This window comes from Shewanella mangrovi, from assembly GCF_000753795.1.
GTDB classification, from domain to species: Bacteria; Pseudomonadota; Gammaproteobacteria; order Enterobacterales; family Shewanellaceae; genus Shewanella; species Shewanella mangrovi.
Window position 1 is genome coordinate 67,639 of record NZ_JPEO01000015.1, and the last position, 23,763, is coordinate 91,401.

Genomic DNA, 23,763 nt, shown 5'->3' on the forward strand with positions numbered 1-23,763 from the left:
CGACTGCGAAACATCTGGCACAGTGTTAACTCATTGATAAAATTTTTTGTTTATATTGTACTTTTATAATACAAATCTGTATCAGTATAGAGATTGACCGTACGAGATGCGATATGTTGCAGTCACAAAATGATAAGAAGCTTGTGCGGGACTAACGCCATTTACACAGCTGTCAGCGCGAAGAGAAACGTGGCGAGGAAACTACAATGTGGGGACGATAACGGCCACTAAGCCGTTATCTTAGCTGACTATCTTTAGAACCACGGCGATTATAGCCAGCAAAACGCGCCGCATGTTTATCGTGTTCCGCTTGGCAATTGATACACAGCCGCACCCCGGCAATCGCCTGACGTCGCGCTTCAGGAATGGGCTCGCCGCACTCTTCGCATTCATGCAGGCTTTCACCGCTTGGCAGCGCCTGCCGCACGCGGTTCACGCCATCTTCCACCGTGTTTTCAATCTGTTGTAAATCGGCACCATCTTGTGCCCAACCGGACGCCATAACGTTCTCCTAAGGTGCGATATCACGCATCGATGGCCGCGCCATCTCAAACTCAGTAGCGGCACTAATACCAAAATAGCTCGCCGGACCGCCTGCACGCAATATCGGCTCCGCCGCGATTGTTTGATACACACCGTCTTTGATAAAGGCTTTATCGATATGCACCCCCACCACTTCACCGAGCACCAACCAATTATCCATCGGCTGCTTATCGGCCGATTCTAAACGGATCAATTGCGTCAGCTTACATTCAAACGACGCCGGACTTGCCGCCACCCGCGGCACCTTCACTAACTGTGACGGCGCTTTTACCAACCCCGCTAACTCAAACTCATCCACCGCACTCGCCACATCTGCGCAACTGAGATTCATCTGCTGTGCCAACGGCTTAGTGGCTAAGTTCCAACAAAACTCCCCCGTCTGCTCAATATTGGCCACGCTGTCTTTCCAACCCGAACTGCAAAAGCCAATGATTGGTGGCGAGTCAGCAAACACGTTGAAAAAACTATAGGGCGCAAGATTCGCCACACCGTCGGCATTACAACTAGAGATCCAGCCAATCGGCCGCGGCGCAATAATCGACTTCAGCGGATTATGCGCTAAACCGTGCCCCAGCTTGGGCTGATAAAAGTGAAACGGGTTCGACATGCGGATCTCCTAATGCTTGTTCGCGCAACTGACATGCCAGCGTTGCAGCAAGGTTTGCCGCGCATGGGCCACGCGAGGTTGGCGCAGCGCGCTTGGCAACCAAATAAGGTAATAATGTATCTCAGTATGGCCTTTTGGCGCGGGGATCAAGGCCAACTCACCATTTCGTAGTTCGCGATCGCACAAAAATTGCGGCATCACCGACCAACCCACACCCTGCGTCAACAAGCAGCGATGAGCCCGCAAATCTTGCCCAACCATGGCGGGGACCAACTCTGGTGCAGCAATACGATTGCGCTGTAACCAGTTATCGACCAAAGATAAGGCGAGGTCGTACGCCAATAACGGCTCCTGCAATAGCGCGCTGGCAAAATCCTTTGCCGATTGAATACGTTCAACCACTTGAGGCGCAGCAACGGCCACTACCTTGCCGGCAAAAATCGTATCGCTGCTGAGGCGGCTATCGGTCACTGGGTGGGCGGAAATACCTAAATCACAATGCCCTTCTAGCAGCATCTGCGTCACCATCGGGCCATCGCCCGTATGCATCCGCACACGAATACCTGCCGCCAGCAACGGCGCTAATTCAGGCGCGAGGTGCTCCGCCATAAAATCCGCATGGCCAATCAGCTGTAATGCTCCTGCCACATCACGCGAACGCCCTCGCGCATTAGCTAAAGCGGCTTCTGCAGCATCTAGTTTATCGCCAATATCAGCGGCCAACTCATCGGCCACCGATGTGGGCAATACACCATTGACTTGCCGCTCAAACAGCGGCCGACCAATCGCGACTTCCAACCCAGCGATATGCTGCGACACCGCAGGCTGAGTCAAATTCAAAATACGCGCCGCAGCACTGATTGAGCGCTGGCGATACACCTCAACAAAGGTTCGCAGACGAACTAAAGACATAATGACCCATAAATTTATTTATACCCTCACCAAAATAGCATTGTTACCCCGATCACTCTAGTAAGGCGTAGTCTTATCACATCGGCAAATAACCGAACCAATTAAGGAGTTTGTTATGTTGAAACAATCGTTGAAACAAGAACTGTATCGCACCTCAGCTACCGCTACCGGCGGCCGCGATGGTTATGCACAAACAGAAGATGGTTCTCTGCACGTCTGGCTCGGCGCGCCCAAAGAACTTGGCGGCCGCGGCTTTGGTAACAACCCAGAGCAGTTATTTGCCACCGGCTATGCCGCCTGTTTTCTTAGTGCCATGAAAGCAGTTGTCGCCAGCAATAAAGCGGATTACGTCAAAGTACCGGATGACACCAAAGTGACTGCCGAAGTGGGCATCGGCCCGTTGGAACAGCAAGGTTTTGGCCTCACTATCGCCCTCAAAATTGAGATGCCTGGCGTGGATAAAACTGATGCCCAAGCGTTAGTCGAAGCCGCGCACCAAGTGTGCCCATATTCCAACGCCACCCGCGGCAATATCGATGTGCAACTGAGCGTGATCTAACCCCGAGCTTGCCAGATTAGCCACACAACAACCGAATATCACATAAGCCCCATTGCTGGGCTTAGGAGTAAATAATGAAGATTTTAATGGTTCTGACATCCCACAGCGAACTGGGCAACACCGGCGAGAAAACCGGTTTTTGGTTAGAAGAATTTGCCGCGCCGTATTACACCTTTAAAGACACAGGTGCCGAGCTAGTGTTAGCCTCGCCACAAGGTGGCCAACCACCGCTCGATCCCAAAAGCGCACTGGCAGATTTTCAAACTGAGCTGACTCACCGTTTTAACGCTGATCCAGCCGCGCAGCAAGCATTGGCAAACACCGTAAAACTGGAAACCGTTAACGCGGATGACTTTGACGCCGTGTTCTACCCCGGCGGCCACGGCCCGTTGTGGGATCTAACCAACTCAAGCGACTCCATCAAGCTGATTGAAGCCTTTACCGCCGCCAACAAAACCACCGGTTTTGTGTGCCACGCACCGGCAGTACTGCGCAATGTCAAAGCCAGCAATGGCGAACCGCTGATCAAAGGCCGTAACGTCACCGGCTTTACCAACGGTGAAGAAGCCGGTGTACAACTCACCGACGTAGTCCCATTTTTGATTGAAGATGAGTTCCAACGCCTCGGCGCCAACTACTCCAAAGCCGCCGATTGGAGCAGCTATGTCGTAGAAGATGGCAAACTGATCACCGGCCAAAACCCAGCCAGTTCAGCGGCGGTGGCGGAAGCAATATTGGCGCAACTGCAAGCGTAACCTTGTGCCACAACCACAGCATTATTGCTAAGCGGCGTTCTCCATGAGCGCCGCTTTTGGTTTGTTCACCCGTTAGTAACCAATGGGTTAGCTGCTTATATCTACTTTAGGGCTTTACCGCTGCACCGGCGGATGTCGCTCACTACCCAGCAGCGCGCTGGCAAATTATTGGCAGAAATCTATGGCAATAATTTGCGATATTTCTCGACGACAGCAATCCCGAAAATGTCATCATTATTTTAATAATGTAATTAGTGCTATCTATTTCTACCAAACACTGTATAGTGCACTCAGCTCAAAAACATGAGCTATTGATGAAAAATTTAGTCCAAGTCTTCTTATAGTTTCCTTTCGATATATTTCGTTATTCAACTCCGGCAGTCACTTTTTCTTTATATTCCATTTTATAGCCTCGGTTTTCGACTCTTTAATAATTAACGAGGTATATATGTCTACAAAAATGACTGGTTCAGTAAAATGGTTTGACGAATCAAAAGGCTTTGGCTTTATTTCACCTGACAATGGTGGCGCAGATCTGTTTGTGCACTTTAAGTCTATCATTTCAGAGGGTTTTAAAACCCTGACTGATGGCCAACAAGTATCGTTTACGGTAGAAGCTGGTGCCAAAGGCCCGCAGGCGACAAACGTCATCGCTGCATAAATGACCATTTTTAATATCTTCTTGCATCACATTGGCTTAGATGTGATGTAGGAATTTATGGCATTTATTTTTAGCCTGATTATTAACTTTATAATCAGGCTATTAATGCTGAATCCACTATCAATTTAAATATTAAACATCAAATTTAGCATCATTAACTACTGAGCTAGATTTTTTAATATATTCTTTTGATAGCTTTTATTTAAGAGGTTTTTAATGAAAAAGAAGCGAAATGTAAATCAAAGCAAAGCGCGGAAAAATAACCATGAAGAAAAATTTGAATCTATGGTTAAAGAATATCAAGAAGCGAAGACTTTGCTAGATTCGATGGATGAAGGCTCTGACGAGCAAATAAAGCAACAACGGCTCTGCGACAGTCTGTTTGCCAAAGCAGAAAAGTTCTTTAAGCAGCACAACTAAGTCCCCACCACCCCATCTTTGCGTGGCACACGCCATGCCATTGATTACCAGCATGCAGCTCACCCACTGCCATTGCTAACACGGAAACTTTCGTGAGACATTCCCACAAAACCGATTCCCCCTAACGCTACTCAGTAGCGTGGGGCATCGCTGCACCCGCCGTTCTCAATCACTGCGAAAGCACCACAAGCTTTGCCACACCACCTGCATATCTTCCATAACCACATTTTCATCATCGGAGTCGATTACCATGTGATGCAGTTGGATAACCAAATTTTAGTCAGTAACTCACCTCGGTGGGGACATGTATAAATGCCGCAAGATACAGGAGTCCGAGAATGGCCAATGCACACCAGCAGCTCTAAGTTGTGTTAAACCAATATAAAGCCAGACACTATTCATCACACAGAAATCAGCGACGGCTAATGACGTAATAATCAGGGTTCGATTCAACATCAGCGAACAACAGTCATAAAAACACTACTGGTTGTAGCAATTTCACACCATGTAAAATTTCAGCGCTGTCGACTCCCGCCAAACACTCAAAATGATGGTCGTCCTGCATTTTTTGACAAAGATGTTGATTGAGTATCATATTTAACAACAAATACCACCTACTAAGTTCAGAGATAAAGACATTGAAAGTAATTAGGTTTGTAGTTCATAAAGAAAAAAATATTCAAGTTGAAAATATTGAACTGAGTGAACATGAGTATTTAGCTCTAAGTAATGCACGCGAGATTCTTTCAAAAGTTCTCAACCACGAGGAGCTTTACGATCAAATAATTGAATCATATATTGATGCAAAGTCAGTAATGTATGAAATGAGTATTCGTTCTATATCTGCTGGGACGGTTTTTGATTATGTTAAGAATCACAATTATCGTAGCAAACTAAATCGGCTTTACTTCAACACACTAAATTTAAGCAAATTATATCTTGATCGTCATTATCGTGAGTATAAAAAAAATAGGGGCTCAATTAAAAACGTCACCTGTTTTGCTGAAAGCATTACGAAATCACAATTAGATATTGAAGAAATAGAAAAACATCGAAGTGATTTATATGAAAAAAATCAAGATTATGTCTTAGGCTGCGAACTTCGTAACTTTGTACAGCATTCTTCACTTCCAGTAAAAACATTTACTTCAGGAGTACGTTACAGCCCTGAGGAGGATAAAGCTTTCGCAATATTCCATATCCCGCTGGATAAGCAGATGTTACTTGATGGAGGAGTTAAAAGAAAATGCCTATCAGAGTACGACGAAAAAATTGATTTACACAACGTAATGGATGGCTACATACAGGCAATTTCTGAAATGCATTTAAAAAGCAGAGCACTAGTTGAAGAATGTGTAAGTCAAAGTGAATTGTTAATTGAACAAAAGCGTCGAGAAATTGAAGCGGAATATAAAAATTGTGATTATGGCATCGATGTAGTTGATCTTGATATTGAAAAGCGACTTTTCTCTTTAAATCTGGAGTGGTTCAGTGTGGCCAAATATTTAAAAGAAAAAAACTCTCACACTTTAAATTATGGTCGATTTTTACATAAACCTTATCAAAAAAATTAATCATCAATGGCATTAACTAATACAGAGTTTGCAAATTTTATCTGAGAATTAGCCTGTATTCAAAAATTTCCATCGAACGAACAGGCAACACCGATTCCCCTTCGGCGCTGCGTAGGTGCGTTGGGCAGGCATTGAGCAATCGAGATATGGATATCGAGAAGCGATGGTGAGCGATGGACCGCGAATCAGAGCGATTTGCGAAAATGACAAACCAGAAGCGCCGCAGCGTTTAGCGCCGTGGGGCGTCGTCGGGGTTCCAAGGGGCGAGGGACGAGCATCGCCCCTTGGCTCAGGTGTGGAACGAGTAGTTCCACGACGTTAGCAACCGCAGGTTGCCATCGCGCAGCGATAAATCTTAATCGTAGTGTGAGCACGAAAGCTCACGCCGTTGCCAAGCGAAGCTTGAGTATGGCAACGCCATACTTACACAACAAAAAAGGGAGCAAAGCACCCGCTTTACTCCCTTCCAGGCTTACGCCCCCAAACGCCAGACGGCGCCTTAAAAATCGTTACATATCACACTGTTTCAGTGGCTTACGGAGCTGCGCACGCACATTGTCCATGCCAGCGTAAAACTCTTTCATCATCAACAAACCCATCATCTTACCGTTGTCGGTAACAATCAGTTCATCGGGGTTGCTTGGGTCGTTTTTGATGGCGCCGATCATCTTCATTGAGGTCATCTCTTTAAACAGCGCAGTATCAAGATTGACGCCAAAGGTGTCGCGGAAATATTTGCGGTTGAGACGGCCAGAGAACATGCCCAGCAGGAAGCGATACTGCATCACGTCTTTAACGCTGTAGTTCTTCTGTTGCTCAACGCCCATTTTGCCGTTGATGATGCGGTCTTCGTAGCGACGCAATGAGAAAGTGTTGACGTACAAAGTGTCATTCAAGAAGCTAAATGAGCCTGAGCCGACACCTAAATATTCATCGTAATCAATCACGTATTCGTCAAAGCCTTCATCATTGGCTTTGCCGAACGCCCACGCTGACAGCTGGTTATACTGGCCGTTGAGGGTGTTCAAAATCATCCGATATTGGTTGGCCATATCGTGGTGTGGCGCGGCCAAATTGGCTTTTACGCTTTTACGGGTTTGGTGAGTCACCATCAATGGATAGGTGGTGATCTGCCGCGGGTCGAGTTTGGACGCCATGTTCAGATCGTGCTGAATGATCTCGTCGGTTTGGCCACGGAAACCAAAAATCAGGTCGACGTTGATGATTGGGAACAGCTCTTTAGCCGCCATGATCTTGTCGAAGGTTTGCTGACCTGAGCCGAATTTTTCGAGGCGCTCGGTCATTTTTAAAATGTCGTCGTTAAAGCTTTGCACCCCAATCGACATACGATCCACCAAGCCTTTGAGCTGTTTAAAGCCGGGGCTGTCGAGGTGTTGCGGATCAGATTCGCACGACACTTCTTTGATCGATGGGAACAGGGTTTTAGCGTGTTCGATAGTACGTGCTAGCTCGTCTTCCAGCACAGTAGTGGTGCCGCCACCGATGTACATAGATTCAAAGTCGTATCCCAGCGCTTTGACCATATCCATCTCTTTACGCAGCGCCACAAAATAGCGCCGCGCTTTGTCTTCTTTAAACAGAAAACGGTGGAAGGTGCAGTAAGAGCACAAGGTATGGCAGAACGGCACATGGGCATACAACATGTATTTTTTGCCCGGTTGTGGCGCTGGCATGATATCCGCAGAGAGAGTGTCCAGCCGCAGATTCTTATCGACGTAGTAATGCATCACCTTTTCCATGGCGCGCAACATCCAATCAGGGGTAGTGATGTTGGCTTGGTAAGGTGTAACTAGTTGACGATCTAGGCTTTCAATAACGGATGACATAGAAATTCCTGTCCGGGTTGCAATAATCCTTAAATACCGCGCGAAATTAACGATTATCCAAGGCAGCTTTTATGGCTGTTAAGGCTACAGCCTCAAGCTAACGGAAAATGTGAACTTGCTAGAGATTAGAATTCCTAGCAAGGTTACAAGGAGGAATTTGTTAAGCCGGTCATGTTTTAGACAATTAGAATGTACTTAAGTTACTTTAATTTAACATTCTGTATTGCCTACAAAAAAAGCCGCACATAAAGTGCGGCTTTTGCGTTAATTAAGCATTAGTCCTTATATTGTAAGGTACCGTTTGCTTTAATTTCGTCGTACCACAGGTTGTGGTGCTGGGTCGCCCAGTTTTCATCACAGTAGCCTGAAATCATACAATCCATACCACCTTCTGACATGACGGTAGCCATGAAGATGTGCACGATTGAGAAGGCACAGATGATGATAGCGCTGACGCCGTGCAGTACCAGTGAGATAAGGCTCATGGTACGGCTAGGTTCAAATACGTTCGGGAAAATCAGCAGCAAACCTGATGCTGAAATCACTAAGCCAAACAAAGCAAAGGTCCAGAACCACATTTTTTCACCCGCGTTGGCAAAGCCAGCATCCGGGTGTTTACCTTTGAATGGACCGAAGTTGATGTAACCACCAACCACCAGGAACCATTTCACGTCGTACATTTTTGGCATTTGGTTTTTGGCCCACAGCAGGGTCATTAGCAACCAGCCCAGCATAAATGGGAATGCCATGATGTTGTGGATCTGCTTACCAATGCTGACGAAGCTCGCCCAGAAACCTTCACTCACAAACGGCTGCAGGAAGAAACGGCCTGCCAGCAGGGTTAACCCGGTAAGGATCAACGTCAGGCATGGGATTGCCCCCAACCAGTGAATGGAGATGTCGAACTTCGACCAACGGTGCACCATTTTGCCGGAAAAGCCGTGGTGCAGTTTAGAGATACCGTTAACCATGATGAACAGCGCGAAAATGATGATCATGCCAAACAGCGCGGCCATCAATCCCGGTGCTAACCAGTCACTACGGAGTTCTAACACACGCAGATCATAGTGATTGATCGGCATTGCATGGAACTCACTTTGTGAGGTGGTGTAGCCCGTAGCACCATCTTTCAACTGCGCCCACAGCAAACCGTTATCCACCGGTTGCTCAGGTGCAGGTTTATCGGCCGCAAAGCTCAATGCGCTGAACAACAACACAAAGGCCAGCCCGATACGGGTGAACAATTTGTTCATAAAAAACCTCGCTCACCAGCCCGCCAAAGCAGGCTGGTTGTTGTCGCGTAACCGATTACTTCCACGCTGCGTTATCAGCACCACGGTAAGCCACACGCTCACGGAAGACGTTAGAAACAACTTCTGCGTCACCCGCTAACAGGGCTTTAGTGGCACACAACTCAGCGCACATTGGCAGTTTGCCTTCCGCAATACGGTTAGAACCGTATTTCGCGCGTTCAGCTTCTGAATGGTTCTCTTCAGGACCGCCAGAGCAGAAGGTACATTTGTCCATCTTGCCACGGCTGCCGAAGGCGCCATTTTTCTTAAACTGCGGTGCACCAAATGGGCAGGCGTACAGGCAGTAGCCACAACCGATACACTTGTCTTTGTTGTGCAGGATCACACCGTCTTCGGTGCGATAGAAGCAATCTGCTGGGCACACGGCCATGCAAGGTGCATCTGAACAATGCATACAAGCAACAGAGATTGACGCTTCACCACGTTCACCATCATGGATGGTCACAACGCGGCGGCGTTGAATGCCCCATTCAAGGGCATGTTCGTTTTCGTTTTTACAGGCGGTGACACAGCCGTTACATTCGATGCAGCGCTTGCTATCACACAAAAATTTCATAGTTGCCATAGTGAAAATACTCCTTCACAACGCTGCAATTAAGCTTTGACGATTTGACACAGAGAGGCTTTGGTTTCCTGCATCTGAGTCACTGGGTCATAACCGTAGGTCAATGCGGTGTTGGCAGATTCGCCAAGCACGTATGGTGCAGTGCCTTCCGGATAGTTCGCTTCTAAGCTTTCGCCATGCATCACACCGGCAAAGTGGTATGGCATCCAGGTTACGCCTTGCTTAACGCGTGGAGTCACCAGTGCTTCTACCAGCACACGGCCGCCTTCAGCACCTTCCAGCCATACTTTGTCACCGTTGCGAATGCTGCGATCAGCCGCGTCGGCAGGGTTCATTTCCACAAACATGTTTTGCTGCAGTTCAGCCAACCATGGGTTAGAACGTGATTCTTCACCACCACCTTCATACTCAACCAGACGACCAGAGGTCAGTGCCAGTGGGTACTTGCCAGTCATATCCTGTTGTTGGATTGACTTGTACAGGGTTGGCAGACGGTGTACCTGACGGTCTTCATAGGTTGGGTATTTCTCAACCAGATCACGACGTGGGGTATACAGTGGCTCACGGTGTACCGGCACTTGGTCAGGGAAGGTCCACACGATACAACGCGCTTTAGCGTTACCGAATGGAATACAACCGTGCTTCATTGCCACGCGGTGGATACCACCAGACAAGTCAGTCTTCCAGTTTTTACCTTCTGCTTCGGCTTTTTCAGCGTCAGTCAGTTCGTCCCACCAGCCCAGTTGCTTCAGCAGCTTGTCAGAGAATTCTGGGTAACCATCTTGGATTTCAGAACCTACAGAGTAAGAACCGTTGGCCAGAATGTTTTCGCCTTTGTATTCCACACCGTAACGCGCACGGAAGTTACCACCACCGTTAAGTACGTGACGGTTTGTGTTATACAGAATTTGCGTACCTGGGTGTTTCTGCTCTGGCGTGCCCCAACATGGCCAAGGCAGACCATAGGTTTCGCCTTTGCATGGACCGCCTTCAGCTTCCAAGGTCTTGGTGCTGAACGTGCCCCAGTTCATGGTGTGCTCCTTCAAGCGCTCTGGACTTTGGCCACTCATACCAATGGTCCACATGCCGCGGTTGATTTCGCGGGTCACGTCTTCCACTAATGGAATGCCTTTTTCGTCGATCTGCATACGCTTGGTGTACTCTTTATCGAAGCCCAATTTCTTAGACAACAGGTACATGATTTCCAAGTCGTTTTTAGATTCAAACAGCGGCTCGATAACTTGTTCACGCCATTGTGCTGAACGGCCAGAGTTAGACAACGAACCACGAGATTCGAACTGAGTACATGCTGGCAGCAGGTAAACACCGTTCTTACGGCGGTGCATAACACCGGCCATCGTTGGCGCAGGGTCAACCACAACAACAGTGTCCATCTTGTCCAGTGCATCACGTACATCGCGTTGACGGGTTTCAGTGTTGACTGATTGGCCCCAGAAGAACGCCATACGGATGTTGTCACGCTGTGCCAGTTTGGCTTTGCCTTCCAACACGCCATCGTGCCAACGTGAACATGGAATACCCGGCGTGTTCATTGGTACGCGGTCAAGGTATTCACCTGAGTCAAAACGGCCCTGAACCCAATCAAAGTCCAGATCCCATACGTGTGACCAGTGTTTCCATGCAGCAGTTGTCAGACCGTAGTAGCCAGGCAGCGTATCGAACAGCAGACCCAAGTCGGTTGCGCCCTGTACGTTATCGTGACCACGGAAAATGTTAGTACCGCCACCTTGTTTACCCATGTTGCCAAGGGCCAGCTGCAGAATACAGTAGGCACGGGTGTTAGCGTTACCTACGTGGTGCTGGGTACCACCCATACACCAAACCACAGTGCCAGGACGGTTTTCAGCAAACATTTTGGCAGTTTGGTAGATAGCGTCTTCGCTGATACCACAGATGTTCGCCACTTCTTTTGGTGGGAACTTAGCGGCTTCTTTGCGGATTTCGTCCATCGCGAATACGCGTTGGTCGATAAAGGTTTTGTCTTCCCAACCGTTTTCAAAGATGTGCCACAACATACCGTAGATAAACGGAATGTCAGTACCTGGACGGATGTTTACGTGCAGATCTGAGTGTGCAGCAGTACGAGAGAAACGTGGGTCGATAACGATAATCTTGGCGTTGTTACGCTCTTTTGCCAGCAGAATGTGCTGCATAGCCACTGGGTGAGCTTCAGCTGGGTTAGAGCCGATGAAGAAGATCGCCTTAGTGTTTTGGATATCGTTGAACGAGTTGGTTTGCGCACCGTAACCCCAAGTGTTTGCAACACCGGCTACAGTGGTAGAGTGACAGATACGTGCTGAGTGGTCGACGTTGTTAGTACCCCACATGGCCGCAAACTTACGGTACATGTAGCAGCCTTCGTTAGAAAACTTGGCACTGCCCATGAAGTACAGAGAATCTGGACCAGACTCTTGGCGGATCTTCAGCATTTGGTCGCCGACTTCTTCGATCGCAGTTTCCCAAGAGATGCGTTTCCACTTGCCATCGACAAGTTTCATTGGATATTTAACGCGTTTTTCACCGTGGCCGTGCTCACGCAGTGCCGCACCTTTAGCACAGTGACCGCCTTGGTTGAATGGGTGATCGAACGCAGGTTCTTGACCAGTCCACACGCCGTTTTGTACTTCAGCGTACAAACCACAACCTACCGCACAAGCGCTACATACTGTGCGTTTGATTTCGATTGGTGCATCGTGTGGGACATCTTTTGCTTCAGCACGACGCATCATGCCTGTGCCTAAAAATGAGGCTGCAGCAATACCACCGGCAGTTACCCCGGCATTTTTCATAAACTGGCGACGACTGATCCCTAGTGTCGGCTTGTCGGCCTTAGCGGCGACAGTGGAAGTGCGAGTTAACTTCATCGCTTATTCTCCTGGATTAACGCAGGCTATTGTAATAGTGGCGAATATGCTCGGTTTCACGATATCCGCTTGCTTTAACTGAGTTTTCCTCAGTTGGCTTAGTGTCGTTAGCTGATACGCCGGTAGCGGCAACCGCTGCACTAGCAACTGAACCAACGGTCAATGCTTTCAGCAGTGAACGGCGACTCAGATCTGGCTTAGATTGGGTCATTACTACTCCTGATTTACAGCTGCTCAAGATTGAGCAAATTGAGTGTGTATAACCGCATTTGTAGAAAGATGAGATTGGTCTTAATACAACTGCAGACCATTAAGGGAAGTTGCTTAAAAAGTAACAACTAAATTCTTAATTTAGGCCGGTGGAATATAGAGGGAAGTGGCGCGGGAAATATTGATCTAAAACAGCTTTGCAGACCGCATTCTCAAGGGATTTTCAAAAGCGTTAACTGGCGCATGAATAGTGTGCTTGACTGCGTAAAAAACACTCAAAAATTAGCGTGTTATGTAACTATTTTTAACTTGAATTTGCTCAAAAATAAAACACCCCAGCCGTAGCCAGGGTGTTGAGTTTTGCAACGATAAAGGATCAGTCTTCGCGATACTTCAACGTACCGTTTGCTTTGATTTCATCGTACCAAAGGTTGTGGTGTTGCATGGCCCAGTTTTCATCACAATAACCAGACACCATACACTCCATACCACCTTCACTGAGCGCGGTCGCCATCCAGATATGCACAATGGTGAACGCGATAATCAAGGTTGCACTTACGCCGTGTACCAGCAGTGCCGCCATTGACGCTTCACGTGGCAAATCTAGGTTTGGCAATACCATCATCACACCGGAAATGGCAATGAACAGGCCGAAAATAGCGAGTGTCCAGAACCACATTTTTTCACCAGCGTTGGCAAAGCCTGAATCTGGGTGTTTACCTTTCAATGGGCCGATGTTGAAGTAACCGCCCACAGTCAGGAACCACTTGAAGTCATAGCTTTTCAGCATCTGATCCGGCAACCATTTGATCACCAATACCGCCCAAGCGACGATAAAGAATGGTCCCACCCAATCATGGATAGTTTTGGAACCGTAGATCAGTGCCGCCCAGATATCGCCACCCACGTAAGGTTGCAATACATGTTTGCCTAACATGATGTTTAAACCGGTGAAAATCAGTGTTAAACAGCTGATTGCCACACACCAGTGAATAATCAAGTCAGCCTTGCTCCAGCGGAACACCATCTTACCGGAGAAGCCTTTGCTCAAGCGTGATGGGCCGTTGACGAAGTAGAACAGCAAAAACGCCACAAATACACCCACTACGGCAATTGCCATAACTGGGGTCATGTACTTGTTACGCACTTCGCGTCCTTGTTCACCGACGACATTAATCAACACGCCGCGCTCAACGCCTTTAGCAGTGGTAGAGCCGGATTCACCGGCTTTTACCGCACGCCAAAGGTCAGCTTCGCTGGTTTGTGCTGTTGCCTGTTGGCTACTGGATTGTTCAGCTGCGGCCATAGCGCTGGTACTTGCCAGCCCTAACCCGAATACCAACACCATGAGAGCAAACAGACTGCGCAGTGATTTAATTAGCATAGTCACTCCTCGTCAAAGCGGGTTACCCCGCTTTGGTTCACTCTTTAGTTGATATCACCAGTTTGTGGGTTATAACCCCAAATGGTGTTCGGGTTACCACGGCGTGCCATACGTTCACGATAGATGCCGGATACCACTTCCGCATCACCTGCCAGCAACGCCTTAGTTGAGCAAAGCTCAGCACACATAGGCAATTTACCTTCGGCAATACGGTTAGCACCGTACAACTTGTGTTCACGTTCAGAGAAGTTCTCCTCTGGACCGCCAGCACAGAAGGTACATTTGTCCATCTTGCCGCGGCTGCCGAACGCTGTCTTTTTCGGGAACTGAGGTGCACCGAAAGGACAAGCGTAGAAGCAGTAACCACACCCGATACAGGTGTTTTTGTTATGCAGTACGATGCCTTCCTCAGTACGGTAGAAACAGTCTGCTGGGCAAACCGCCATACAAGGTGCATCTGTACAGTGCATACAGGCTACAGAGATTGAAGCTTCACCCGCTTTACCATCATTGATGGTAACCACGCGGCGACGCTGGATACCCCACTCAAGAGCGGAGTCGTTTTCGTTTTTACAGGCAGTGACGCAACCGTTACACTCGATGCAGCGCTTGGTGTCACATAAGAATTTCATGACTGCCATAGTGGCTTATCTCCTCATCAAGTCGGTTATGCTTTAGTGATTTGGCACAGCGAGGATTTAGTTTCCTGCATCTGTGTCACCACGTCGTAGCCGTAAGTCAGTACGGTATTGGCAGATTCACCCTGAACATAAGGCACAGTGCCTTCAGGATATTTACCTACCAGGCTTTCGCCTTCAAAAATACCGGCGAAGTGATATGGCATAAAACATTCACCCGCAATCACGCGAGGAGTTACCATAGCCTTCACTTTGATCTTGGCGCCTTCCGGACCGTGAACCCACACATTGTCACCGTCACGTAAGCCACGATCAGTTGCATCAGCAGGGTTCATCTCGATGAACATTTCTTGCTGCAATTCAGCCAACCATGGGTTTGAACGGGTCTCTTCACCACCGCCTTCATATTCCACCAGACGACCAGAAGTCAGTACCAATGGGAAATCTTTAGAGAAGTCCTGATCCTGAATCGACTTATACAGGGTAGGCAGACGTGCCACCATGCGGTCTTCATAGGTTGGGTACTTGCTCACCAAGTCGCGACGAGGGGTGTACAGTGGTTCGCGGTGCAACGGAATGTCGTCTGGGAAGTTCCAAACCACACAACGTGCTTTCGCATTACCGTAAGGGATACAACCGTGCTTGATGGCAACACGTTGGATACCGCCTGACAGGTCGGTTTTCCAGTTTTTGCCTTCAGCAGCAGTTTTCTCTTCAGCAGTCAGGTCATCCCACCAGCCAAGTTGCTTCAGCATCTTGTCAGTAAATTCTGGGTAACCGTCAGTCAGTTCAGACCCTTTCGAGAATGAGCCTTCTGCCAAAATGTTGGTGCCATTGTGTTCTACACCATAACGGGCGCGGAAACAGCCGCCGCCATTGGCAACTTCGCGGTCATTACGATACAGAATTTGGGAACCTGGGTGTTTCATCTCAGGTGTACCCCAACATGGCCAAGGCAAACCATAGGTTTCGCCTTTTGCTGGACCGCCCGGAGCTTCGAGTGTATCGAAGTCGAAGGTGCCCCAGTTTTGTTGGTGCATTTTCAGACGTTCTGGGCTCTGACCGGTATAACCGATAGTCCACATACCGCGGTTAAATTCGCGAGTAATATCTTCAACGAGCGGTTCTTCACCGTTCACTTTGATATTCTTGAACATCTCTTTGTCTACGCCCCACTTCTTCGCCAGTTTATACATGATGGTATGGTCTGGCAGAGATTCGAAGTGTGGTTCAATCACTTTGTCACGCCACTGCAGTGAGCGGTTAGACGCTGTGATAGAGCCGTAGGTTTCAAACTGAGTACAAGCTGGCAGGATGTAAACGCCATCTTGACGTTGTGGCATAACCGCCGCCATGGTTGGATGTGGATCCACAACCACTACGGTGTCCATCTTGTTCAATGCTTCACGCACTTCACGGCCACGGGTTTCAGTGTTAACTGATTGACCCCAGAAGAATGCCAAACGGATGTTATCTTTCTGAGCAATCTTGTCTTTGTCTTCCAGTACGCCGTCGTGCCAACGTGAACATGGAATACCCGCTGAGGTTTGTGGTTTTTTACCAAGATATTCACCTTGGTCAAAACGACCGTTAACCCATTCAGGATCCAATTCCCACACGCGAGACCAGTGGCCCCAAGCGCCTGAAGTCAGGCCGTAGTAACCTGGCAGGTTATCGAACAACAGACCGAAGTCAGTTGCACCCTGTACGTTATCGTGACCACGGAAAATGTTAGTACCGCCACCAGAGATACCCATGTTACCCAGTGCCAACTGCAGGATACAGTAAGAACGGGTGTTAGCATTACCGATGTGGTGCTGAGTACCACCCATACACCAAACGATGGTGCCAGGCTTGTGCTCGTGCAGCATCTTCGCCACGCGATACATCTGCTCTTTCTTCACGCCAGCAATGTTTTCTACTTCTTCTGGAGTGAATTTAGCCGCTTCTTCGCGAATGCGTTCCATACCGTAAACGCGGGATTCGATAAAGCTCTTATCTTCCCAGCCATTTTCAAAGATATGCCACAGCAAACCGTAGATGAAAGGAATGTCGGTGCCTGGACGGATATGCACGTACTCATCAGACTTAGCTGCAGTACGGGTGAAACGTGGATCAACCACAATAATTTTGGCGCCGCGCTCTTTCCCTTCTAATACGTGTTGCATAGCAACAGGGTGAGCTTCACTAGGATTTGAACCCACAAACAACATCAACTTAGAGTTGTGCATGTCGTTGAATGAGTTAGTTTGCGCACCGTAACCCCAGGTGTTTGCTACACCGGCTACAGTGGTAGAGTGACAAATACGCGCTGAGTGGTCGACGTTGTTAGTACCCCACATAGCAGCGAATTTACGATACAGATAAGACTGTTCGTTAGAGAACTTAGCGCTACCCATGAAGTAAACAGAATCAGGACCAGACTCTTGACGAATTTTCAGCATTTTATCGCCGATTTCGTTAATCGCTTGTTCCCAGCTCAGACGTTTCCACTTACCGCCTTCGAGTTTCATTGGATACTTATTACGTTTGTCGCCATGAGCAACTTCACGCAATGAGGCACCTTTCGCACAGTGGCCACCACGGTTGAATGGGTGGTCAAATGCTGGCTCTTGGCCAGTCCACACACCGTTTTGTACTTCAGCGTAAACACCACAACCTACGGCGCAGTGAGAACAGATGGTACGTTTTACTTCAGTTGGTGCATCATGTGGCACTTCGGTAGCTTCAGCCCGACGCATCATTCCTGCACCCAGCATAGAAGCAGCGGCGATACCACCAGTTGCTAAGCCTGCTGATTTCAGGAACTGACGACGGTTAAGCCCCAGCGATGGCTTAGCCGCCGCAACTGGTGCCTGGTCAGTTTTACGAGTTAATCGCATCACACACTCCTTTTTATCATTTACTACGCAGGGTGTCGTAGTAACTGCGGATATGCTCGGTTTCACGGTAACCGTCAGCTTTTTTTGCTGTTGTCGCTGGCATGTCAGTTGCTGCCATTGCTTGACCACTTACAGTAGCCACAGCACCAGCTGCACTGCCAATAGCCAAGGTTTTCAGCAGTTGACGGCGACTCATATCGGAAGCTTGCTTCTTCATAGCGTCTCCTGGTTGTTACATGCGGGAGCCCCCCTCCCGCACGGCGCTTATCTTGCGATAAGCAAGTTATGAGGCCAGTTCATTGGCCTTTGGCTGGATCTGAACATCAGAGGTTTCCACCACCGGAGTGCTGAGCACCAGACGTTCAAATTCAACGATTTCGGTTTCAAAAAAGGCACGCCCCAGCTGCGCCACGACTGCATAAAATGCAGAACTATCGCAACGTGACAGCGTGTCCCAAAAACGGATAATCCAACTACCTAAGTGGCGACGATAGAAGGCCAATTGTTGATGTGATGGTGCTTCAATAATCAATACACTCATCACTTCAAACAGCGCAGCCACATGGTCTTCTGGCTCTTTGACGTTTTCATCGCGTTCAAAACCCAATTGCGCCAAGTCCTGACGTAACAACGCCAGCGGCTTGTCCATCAAGGAGCCGGTCATAAACCAGCTACCGTATGGCAGGATTTCCCCTGAACCCACGCCAATAAACAGATTGAAGTATTCATCTTCTAACTGCTCAGCGGTAAATTGTTCCGCTGCCAGCTTCATGGCCAGCCACGCACGCGTCATATCGCTATCATCGCTGTTATCGACTTCTAGCCCGTGCAAAAATTGCAGCAATTCCTCTGAAGGTTGACGACGCAGTAACGCCGCCAGCAGCTGATAAATATCGGCCCGCAGCAGATCGTTTTCAGAGATTTGTTTTGTAGATTCGGTCATATTGGCTCTCTTATTTCAATTGCTTTTCAGGGTCTTGCAGAATGTCTTCAAACATATCTTTCACCCGACAATCGCCGCACATTTTTAAGCGCTCGATATTGGCGCTAAAAGCGCTGTGCGTTCCGACCATTTCCAGCATCCGATGCACCATAGACTGGGTCGCAAATGGAGCACCGCAACGAATACACTCAAACGGTACTTCTTCTTTTAAGGTCTTACGCGCCTGTCTGGTTTCCTTATCCAGATTGATGCGTGGCGCCAGACTAATGACTTTCTCTGGGCAGGCCGCTTCACATAAACCGCACTGCACACAATCCTGCTCAACGAAGAACAGCGCTGGTGAATCCCCACCATCCTGCAACGCTTGAGTTGGACAGGTAGCCACACATGACATACACAGCGTACAACCCGCTTCTTTTACGGTCACTTCACCATAAGGGATATTACTTAACGCTACTTCTTCTTTGGTGTTGGCGGCTTGCTCGTTGAGATAATCCAACGCCTGATAAAAAGCAGCCCGTTTAGTTGTTACCGTAAACTCTGCGGGCGTGGTAGTTGGCCATGCAGCGGCCTCTTCTAGTATAGGCCACAGATCCGCAAGTGCTTTTTCATCAATCAGTTGAATACGCGCCGGCTGACCAATCTGCTCTAGCAGTGTATTAGCCAACGCCATTTCGCCGTTCAGCATTTGTGTCAGTGAAGGTGCGGTTGCAAGCGTATTGAGTACCAATACCTGTTGTGCGCCCCACGCTAAAGCGGTCATCCAGTGATCAATGCCTGCAACGGTGATCTCTTCCAGTTCAATCGGCAGCACATGGCCCGGCAGCGAGTCATTAATATGATCTGCACCTTGATTGGCGTCATGGAACAAAATCACAGGCGCAACGCTGGTTTTTTCCAGGAAACGGCTAATGAGTTTATTGAGGTATGAATGCAGCGATTGCGGTGTTGGCAAGTCGTAGCTCAATGCGCCCGTTGGACAGGCATTGGCGCAGCTGCCAGCACCGTGGCACAGATACGGATCGATTTCGATCTGCTGCTCAACACTTTGAATCGCATCGGCTGGGCAGAAACTCAGGCAGCGGTTACAACCATTAAGACCATTGCGGCTATGAGCACAGATATCGGCGTTAACTTTGACATAGCGTGGCTTGTCAAATTGTCCCACCAGCTGTGGAATCTCTTCTACGGCGCTTGCCAGCTTATCGCTGTCTTCACCAACGTAGAAATATCCCGGCGGCAGCATCTCCAACTGAATGTTGGGTTCGGCACACATATCAAGCACCATGTCGAAATGGGCTTTACGCAACGCCACTTGGCTCAACTCAGCAGCTTGACCATTGTGGTCGACAGACACTTGGAATTGCCCCAAAAAGCCCTTAATACCAAGCAACTTACCGTAATAGCTTTCCACATCTGGCGCAGCTTCCATCACCTGTTCAAGATAGCTTTCATCTTGGTTAGTGATAGCGCCGTTTGCCAAAATGACCAGACCCGCCATCTGCTGCAATTTAGCGGCAGCCAAGCGAGTTAAGTCTTCAGGACCAATCAATAAAACATTACCCTCAGTTGAATAACTGACGGTTGGCGGGATCAAATTTTGTAGTATGCGAGTCTGCCCCTGGACTTCGCCACGCGCCTGCTGCAGCGCGGGCTGCGCAGACAGAATGCTCTCACTATTGCTCACAATGCGTTCCTAAATGAGATTCGAGCTGTAGCAGTGTTATCTATGTATCTGCTTTTGTTATTTTTTATTAGCAAGCTACAGCAAATTTAAAAGTTATAAGCAATTCACACACCAATATTATGGTAAAGGAATACTGACAAACTGACGTTAAACAACTCCGTCATTGTTTTTTTCATCAATCAATGGATCATTTTGGCTATTTTCGACAAATTCGCCGTCCATTTTGTCCGATAAATCGGTTGTTTCGATTGAATCAGGCTGTTGCGCCACTGTTTCAGCTTCGGCAATCACTTCAGTGTCGACATCGTCACCGATCGCTACGTCAGCCAGCTCAGTTTCGTTCACTTCTGACGCCTCCGGCGCTTCGTCTTTCACTAAGTGGCGGAACACTTTTTTAGCCAGCTCTGAAGACACTTCCGGCGTGAGAATTTCCTGATTGGAATAATCCAGCGCGTACTCCATCATGCCATCAATTTCACTGAAATGCGGTTGCTTCCACAGCGTACGTAATGCTGCCTGACGCACGGTCGGGTCAACGTTTTTCGCCATAAAGCTGGCAAAACTACCGCCGATTTCAATACCACTGGGATCAGGTAAATCTTCAGCCGTCAGTACTTGCTCTTCGGCGGTCTCATCCTGAAGTTCCGTTGCTGGGATGTCGGTTTCCGTCGCAGTTTCTGCGCTAGCCGCTTGCGGCTCAACAACGTCCTGCTCTGTCGCAGTAATTGCAACTTCGCTGATCTCTTCTTCTGGCAGTTCTTCACCCTGCAGAGCTTGCTGTTTACGCAATGCCCAACGACTTAAAAAACCACGTGACTCACTCATTAATGTCTCCTGCCTCGGTTCTGTTCTTCTGCCAGTTCCTTGCGGCGGTTAACGTGTTTACGACGATGAGCACAAATTTCTACTTCGCCATATTGGGTGATAAACGCTTCAATCCAGCAAGCGATGGCTTCGGGCATTGGCAGGTTCAATACCGGGGTATCGCCCTCTAAACAACCGGCTGCCACATTTTGGTCGGCGGAGATCATGGACGGCACCCACGTACCATCTTCTCGCTCATCGCAGACGATGTAGAGCATGGGATTATCCATATCGAGATTTAGGCGATAGCTGGCACGTTCATCGAGATACAGTTCCAGTAACACCAATTGGGCACCTGCAGGAGCAGCTTCAGTAGCGGGAACAATCTGATCAAGTTCCCAGCTTTCGGCCAACCAACGGCCGACCTGCTTTTCGACTTTCTTTAACGACACGTACATCGGAAAGACGCTTTGAGAATGTTGCATTAGGATTTTTCCTCCCGAGTTAGTATTTTCGGGTGATAGCGGTTCAATGTGGATAAGCAATAACTGCACCAACTTGTTATCGGTAAATTAAGTTGCGGCAGATCATCTTAATATGTCCCACATTGGGACATATTGTCCGTATTGAAAAGACATTTTGCACTAGGCCAATGGGTGAGCGACGAATCGGTGCGGAAGATCACGCATAATTAAACTCATACTAGAGGTAGGAACAAATATTGCTAGTCTGAGCGTCTTATCTATGCGTTGAAGTGATTTATGACCGATTCTAAGCTCCACTTGATTAAAACCTCGGCAGAAGTACCACTGACCATTGCGGTTACCGCCATTGATGAAAATGGCCAAGTGCAGGACAAGTATATCGCCTGTGAGCGACCATTGACGATTTATCTTAACTGGCAACCCATCGTCACCCTAATGACCTTAGGCGCTCGACCAGAGGCATTAGCGCTGGGTTACCTCAAAAACCAAGGCTTTATCAGCGATGTTAACCAGCTCGAGTCTGTGATTATCGATTGGGAAGTCAGCTCAGCGGCGATCATTACCCAAGAGAATACCGACAGCGTACAAGCAAAATTATCGGAAAAAACCGTGACCACAGGCTGCGGACAAGGTACGGTGTTTGGCGGTTTTATGGATGGGGTAGAGGATATTCGGCTACCTACGCCGACGCTAAAACAATCCACTATCTACGGCTTGCTGAAAAACATCAGCCAGTATAACGACACCTATAAGAATGCCGGAGCGGTGCATGGCTGTGGTGTCTGTCAGCAAGATCAAATTCTGTCATTTGTTGAAGATGTCGGCCGCCACAATGCAGTAGATACGCTTGCGGGAGAGATGTGGCTGAACGGACAAGGTGGTGGTGACAAGATTTTTTATACCACTGGCCGCCTCACCTCCGAGATGGTGATTAAGGTCGCCAAGATGGGCATTCCGGTGTTGTTATCCCGCAGTGGCGTTACACAGATGGGCCTAGAGCTCGCGCAAAAACTTGGCATAACCATGATCGCTCGCGCCAAAGGTCGCCATTTCCTTGTTTATAATGGCGCACAACACATCCACTTTGATGCCACTAAGGAATCGCAAGATTAATCGCAGGAGTCACAATGAGCGAACCCAGTGAACTGGTTTATATGAGCGCCAAGCAGGTCGCTGAGTATTTGGATCTCAACGAAAAGAAGGTCTACGCCATGGCCAATGAGCGTATGCTGCCCGCCACCAAAATTACTGGTAAGTGGTTGTTTCCTAAGATTCTGATTGATCGTTGGGTGATGGACTCCTGCCATAGCGGTATGTTGTCTGATCGCATGTTAATTACCGGCAGTGACGACCCCTTGTTGTCTATGTTGGTCGCCAGACTTATGGCCGAAGTGGGTAGCCGCGAGTTAATCAGCTACAGTGCCACGGGTTCACGTCTCGGGTTGGAGCTACTCTCAAAAGGTTATGCCGATATCTGTACCCTGCACTGGGGCAGTGTTGATGAGCGTAACATTCGCCATACCGCACTACTGAAAGGCTATCCCAATCATCAGCAGTGGATTATGGTGCACGGCTACAATCGTCAGCAGGGATTAATTGTTCGTCCTGAATTGCTGCATCGTTGCCAAGAAGAGGAAACGGTTCTGCTGCAACCGTGGCGCTGGGTGACTCGTCAAGGCGGCGCCGGTAGCCAGCAGCATTTGGAGCACTGGTTGATGAAACGCGGTGTCGCGGTAGAAAGCCTTAATGCGGTACTGACTGCGTTCAGCGAACGTGAACTCGCAGGTAGCATCGCCCGTAATGAAGCCGATATTGGCTTTGGTTGTCAGGCTGTTGCGCAGGAAAGCGGCCTAGGCTTCGTTCCTTTGCTGACCGAATCATTTGATTTTGTGATGCCGCAAGGGATCTACTTCCGCCGTCAGTTGCAACAGCTGTTTAAAATGCTGGTGAATCCTGGCACGCGACAGATGGCTGCGCAGTTGGGCGGTTATGATCTCACCGACTGCGGACAGATTATCTGGAGCCCACAGTAATCGCAGATATCTGCGACACTCCCCCAGTAAAGAATCCACCTTCTGAAGAAGGTGGC

General features: G+C 48.5%; 23 protein-coding genes. 7 read left to right on the forward strand and 16 right to left on the reverse strand.

All coding sequences use genetic code 11. The features are described 5' to 3' along the window. Positions 1–235: 235 nt before the first annotated feature. The 3 genes from HR45_RS14945 to HR45_RS14955 are packed head-to-tail and all read right to left on the reverse strand — an operon-like array spanning position 236 to position 2,062. Positions 236–502: a DksA/TraR family C4-type zinc finger protein gene (locus HR45_RS14945; protein WP_037444508.1), complete on the reverse strand. Its 267-nt coding sequence runs from the start codon at positions 500–502 to the stop codon at positions 236–238. Positions 503–511: 9 nt separating this feature from the next. Next, a complete protein-coding gene (locus HR45_RS14950) occupies positions 512–1,150 on the reverse strand; it encodes a flavin reductase family protein (RefSeq protein WP_037444510.1) in 639 nt (212 codons plus the stop codon). A gap of 9 nt (positions 1,151–1,159) precedes the next feature. Further along, positions 1,160–2,062 carry a LysR family transcriptional regulator gene (locus HR45_RS14955; RefSeq protein WP_037444512.1) on the reverse strand — a complete coding sequence of 301 codons (903 nt, stop codon included), beginning with the start codon at positions 2,060–2,062 and terminating at the stop codon, positions 1,160–1,162. 115 nt (positions 2,063–2,177) lie between these two features. Here HR45_RS14955 and HR45_RS14960 point away from each other — a divergent pair, with 115 nt between their 5' ends. From HR45_RS14960 to HR45_RS14980, 5 genes are all read left to right on the forward strand, one after another. Beyond that, the gene (locus HR45_RS14960) at positions 2,178–2,621 is read left to right on the forward strand and encodes an organic hydroperoxide resistance protein (protein ID WP_037444514.1); all 444 of its coding nucleotides are present in this window, start codon (positions 2,178–2,180) and stop codon (positions 2,619–2,621) included. Positions 2,622–2,695: 74 nt separating this feature from the next. Further along, a complete protein-coding gene (locus HR45_RS14965; RefSeq protein WP_037444516.1) occupies positions 2,696–3,376 on the forward strand; it encodes a type 1 glutamine amidotransferase domain-containing protein in 681 nt (226 codons plus the stop codon). Between the two features lie 448 nt (positions 3,377–3,824). Next, entirely contained in the window at positions 3,825–4,037 is a 213-nt protein-coding gene (locus HR45_RS14970; protein ID WP_037444518.1) for a cold-shock protein, read from the forward strand. A 216-nt stretch (positions 4,038–4,253) separates the two neighbouring features. Then, positions 4,254–4,457 carry a hypothetical protein gene (locus tag HR45_RS14975; RefSeq protein ID WP_037444520.1) on the forward strand — a complete coding sequence of 68 codons (204 nt, stop codon included), beginning with the start codon at positions 4,254–4,256 and terminating at the stop codon, positions 4,455–4,457. Between the two features lie 584 nt (positions 4,458–5,041). Beyond that, positions 5,042–6,031 (forward strand): hypothetical protein, encoded by a 990-nt coding sequence (locus HR45_RS14980; RefSeq protein WP_241461140.1) that lies wholly within the window; start codon positions 5,042–5,044, stop codon positions 6,029–6,031. 509 nt (positions 6,032–6,540) lie between these two features. Here HR45_RS14980 and HR45_RS14985 read toward each other — a convergent pair. From HR45_RS14985 to HR45_RS15045, 13 genes are all read right to left on the reverse strand, one after another. Then, entirely contained in the window at positions 6,541–7,878 is a 1,338-nt protein-coding gene (locus HR45_RS14985; RefSeq protein ID WP_037444522.1) for a coproporphyrinogen III oxidase family protein, read from the reverse strand. Between the two features lie 275 nt (positions 7,879–8,153). After that, positions 8,154–9,131 (reverse strand): formate dehydrogenase subunit gamma, encoded by a 978-nt coding sequence (locus tag HR45_RS14990; RefSeq protein ID WP_037444525.1) that lies wholly within the window; start codon positions 9,129–9,131, stop codon positions 8,154–8,156. Between the two features lie 55 nt (positions 9,132–9,186). Next, a complete protein-coding gene (fdh3B, locus tag HR45_RS14995) occupies positions 9,187–9,756 on the reverse strand; it encodes a formate dehydrogenase FDH3 subunit beta (RefSeq protein ID WP_037444527.1) in 570 nt (189 codons plus the stop codon). A 29-nt stretch (positions 9,757–9,785) separates the two neighbouring features. Continuing rightward, positions 9,786–12,641, reverse strand: coding sequence for a formate dehydrogenase subunit alpha (locus HR45_RS15000; RefSeq protein WP_037444529.1), 2,856 nt, complete (start codon positions 12,639–12,641; stop codon positions 9,786–9,788). 16 nt (positions 12,642–12,657) lie between these two features. Then, positions 12,658–12,852, reverse strand: coding sequence for a formate dehydrogenase (locus tag HR45_RS15005; protein ID WP_037444531.1), 195 nt, complete (start codon positions 12,850–12,852; stop codon positions 12,658–12,660). Positions 12,853–13,227: 375 nt separating this feature from the next. Further along, positions 13,228–14,235, reverse strand: a complete 1,008-nt coding sequence (locus HR45_RS15010) for a formate dehydrogenase subunit gamma (RefSeq protein ID WP_037444533.1) — start codon at positions 14,233–14,235, stop codon at positions 13,228–13,230. A 44-nt stretch (positions 14,236–14,279) separates the two neighbouring features. Further along, positions 14,280–14,876, reverse strand: a complete 597-nt coding sequence (fdh3B, locus tag HR45_RS15015; protein ID WP_037444535.1) for a formate dehydrogenase FDH3 subunit beta — start codon at positions 14,874–14,876, stop codon at positions 14,280–14,282. Positions 14,877–14,902: 26 nt separating this feature from the next. Beyond that, entirely contained in the window at positions 14,903–17,755 is a 2,853-nt protein-coding gene (locus tag HR45_RS15020; RefSeq protein ID WP_037444536.1) for a molybdopterin-dependent oxidoreductase, read from the reverse strand. Between the two features lie 16 nt (positions 17,756–17,771). After that, positions 17,772–17,972, reverse strand: a complete 201-nt coding sequence (locus tag HR45_RS15025; protein ID WP_037444538.1) for a twin-arginine translocation signal domain-containing protein — start codon at positions 17,970–17,972, stop codon at positions 17,772–17,774. Positions 17,973–18,038: 66 nt separating this feature from the next. Further along, positions 18,039–18,698: a TorD/DmsD family molecular chaperone gene (locus tag HR45_RS15030; RefSeq protein WP_037444540.1), complete on the reverse strand. Its 660-nt coding sequence runs from the start codon at positions 18,696–18,698 to the stop codon at positions 18,039–18,041. A 10-nt stretch (positions 18,699–18,708) separates the two neighbouring features. Further along, on the reverse strand, positions 18,709–20,385 hold the full coding sequence (locus HR45_RS15035; RefSeq protein WP_037444543.1) for a 4Fe-4S binding protein: 1,677 nt from the start codon (positions 20,383–20,385) through the stop codon (positions 18,709–18,711). A 147-nt stretch (positions 20,386–20,532) separates the two neighbouring features. Next, positions 20,533–21,210: a DUF3306 domain-containing protein gene (locus HR45_RS15040; RefSeq protein ID WP_037444545.1), complete on the reverse strand. Its 678-nt coding sequence runs from the start codon at positions 21,208–21,210 to the stop codon at positions 20,533–20,535. Beyond that, positions 21,210–21,674 (reverse strand): DUF3305 domain-containing protein, encoded by a 465-nt coding sequence (locus HR45_RS15045; protein ID WP_037444547.1) that lies wholly within the window; start codon positions 21,672–21,674, stop codon positions 21,210–21,212. The genes HR45_RS15040 and HR45_RS15045 overlap by 1 nt, the downstream gene beginning before the upstream one ends. A 276-nt stretch (positions 21,675–21,950) precedes the next feature. On the opposite strand from HR45_RS15045, the gene HR45_RS15050 reads away from it, so the two are divergent. Together HR45_RS15050 and HR45_RS15055 are read left to right on the forward strand one after the other, a co-directional pair. After that, positions 21,951–22,787, forward strand: coding sequence for a formate dehydrogenase accessory sulfurtransferase FdhD (locus tag HR45_RS15050; protein ID WP_037444548.1), 837 nt, complete (start codon positions 21,951–21,953; stop codon positions 22,785–22,787). A gap of 14 nt (positions 22,788–22,801) precedes the next feature. Further along, positions 22,802–23,707: a substrate-binding domain-containing protein gene (locus tag HR45_RS15055; RefSeq protein ID WP_037444550.1), complete on the forward strand. Its 906-nt coding sequence runs from the start codon at positions 22,802–22,804 to the stop codon at positions 23,705–23,707. Positions 23,708–23,763: the final 56 nt, after the last annotated feature.